Source organism: Paenisporosarcina sp. P4_E4_2 (assembly GCF_056401595.1).
This window is the reverse complement of the sequence record NZ_JBFUJC010000450.1, coordinates 1-2,055: the sequence shown is the minus strand read 5'-3', so window position 1 is coordinate 2,055 and position 2,055 is coordinate 1. Positions and strand designations below refer to the sequence as shown.

Sequence of the window (2,055 nt, the reverse complement as noted above, 5' to 3'; positions counted from 1 at the left end):
GAAGTAACGTCTGTTGTTTCCCTATCAGAAATGAACATTCCGGAAATTCTGCAGCTTTCAGCATCCATCGAAAAGTTTTCTCAACACCCACTTGCATCAGCCATCTTGAAAGAAGCTGAAAAACAAAAAATCGAATTGGTACCGGTTGTGGATTTCCAATCGATCACAGGAAAAGGTGCCAAAGCAACGATTGATGACCAGGTTATCTATATTGGAAGTCCAAATTTATTTAGAGAAACTCACTCTATATTAAGCACAATTGAAGCCCAAGTTAAAGCTCTTCAAATGGACGGGAAGACGGTCATGTTACTGGGCACTGAATATGAAATCAAAGGACTCATTGCAGTAGCTGATCAAGTGAGAGAAAACAGCCTAAATGTCATCAAAAAACTTCACAAATTGGGTATTCAAAAGACCATTATGTTAACGGGCGATAATCAGGCAACAGGCAGTGCTATCGGTAAGCAACTGGAATTAACTGATGTCAGAGCTGAATTGATGCCACAAGACAAATTAAGTGTGATTAAATCACTCAGAGAAGAGCATGGTAAAGTTGCTATGGTTGGAGATGGAGTAAATGACGCTCCTGCTTTAGCAAGTGCAACTGTTGGAATCGCAATGGGAGGTGCTGGAACCGATACGGCGCTCGAAACAGCTGATATCGCTTTAATGGCCGATGATTTAGAGAAACTCCCATATACCATTGCATTAAGCAGAAAAACGTTGAACATCWTCTACCAAAATGTTGCATTTGCCTTTGGGTTAAAAGTATTGGCCCTCGTGTTAATTATTCCGGGTTGGTTAACGTTATGGATGGCAATTTTTGCAGATATGGGTGCAACGTTAATTGTAGTACTCAATTCATTAAGATTGATCCGAACAAAATATTAAAATATTTGAGAAGATAAAAAGAGCCATTACCAATACCTTTTACTCAGGGGGTTATTGATAATGGCTCTATTACATTATGATGAATAAATATTTTTCCATTAATTTAGAGTGGCTCACTTCACATATAAACTATAAACTGTGTCACTTTTTTTCACGGTTAAATTGGTGAAAAGTAATAAGATTACATGTAAAGTAAGATCGACTTAACCAAAAGCGATAAATTCACAGCCAACAGAATTCTTTCTGAGGGCTTTTCTTGTTTACTGGGTGAAATATGAAATGGTAATTAGACTTTTAGTGAAAAGTGTGTTCTTACGTAACTAATTTATCTAACATTTTTTGTTGTCGTTTAATCACAAATTTAGACAATGTGATACTGCTTTCATATAACAGGAGTAAAGGAATAATCACAAGAATATCTGACAAGAAATCTGGTGGTGTAATCAATACGGAAGTAACAATCAACACAAAATAAGCATACTTTCTTATTTTTTGTAAAACATACGGATTAATTATTCCTAAACTTGTTAAAAACATTATCACGACTGGCAGTTCAAATAGAAACCCAAAAGGTAAAGTCATATTCAACAAAAACCGGAAATATTTTTCTGTTGTGAAAAAAGTAGTAAACATGTCATTGGACAATGACATTAAAAAACTCATCACTAGAGGAAATAAAATAAAGTACCCAAAACTGATTCCTATTATAAATAGAATAAATAGTGCCGGTACATACGCAAGCGACACTTTACGCTCCTTCTCTGTCAAACCTGGACTAATATATCGCCAAACTTGATGTGCAGCAACAGGCATAGTAGCAGCTAACGCGACAACACTTGAAATCATTAAATAAACCATCAATATATCGCTTGGACCCAATAAAGCTAGCTTAAATGGCAAGTCTTTGACCAGCAAGTGATAAATATCCTGAACGTAAATGAAGGCCAGCACAAAAAACAGTAGAAAAATTCCTAGAGTAATCATAATTGCCTTGCGTAATTCTTCTAAATGTTGAACAACATTCATGCTTTGACCTTTCATCTACAATCCTCCTTAAACGTACTTCATTATCTAATATTTACTCTTTATTTACTTGTTCTTTGGGAGTCGCGCTTTTTTCTTCTGATAAAAGATCCTTAGTTGAATTCTTGAACTCTCTTAATG

2 protein-coding genes are annotated in these 2,055 nt (G+C 35.5%); one reads left to right on the top strand and one right to left on the bottom strand.

The window, feature by feature from the left end:
- The coding region (locus tag AC1DSB_RS18500) for an HAD-IC family P-type ATPase (protein WP_477587329.1) at positions 1-891 on the top strand (891 nt) is incomplete at its 5' end.
- A gap of 312 nt (positions 892-1,203) precedes the next feature.
- Here the strand turns inward: AC1DSB_RS18500 and tatC are convergent.
- Positions 1,204-1,932: a twin-arginine translocase subunit TatC gene (tatC, locus tag AC1DSB_RS18495; RefSeq protein ID WP_477533224.1), complete on the bottom strand. Its 729-nt coding sequence runs from the start codon at positions 1,930-1,932 to the stop codon at positions 1,204-1,206.
- Between the last annotated feature and the right edge of the window lie 123 nt (positions 1,933-2,055).

Excerpts from the sequence above, each read along its gene's own strand:
- tatC (WP_477533224.1), bottom strand. The coding sequence starts at position 1,932 with ATGAAAGGTCAAAGCATGAATGTTGTTCAACATTTAGAAGAATTACGC.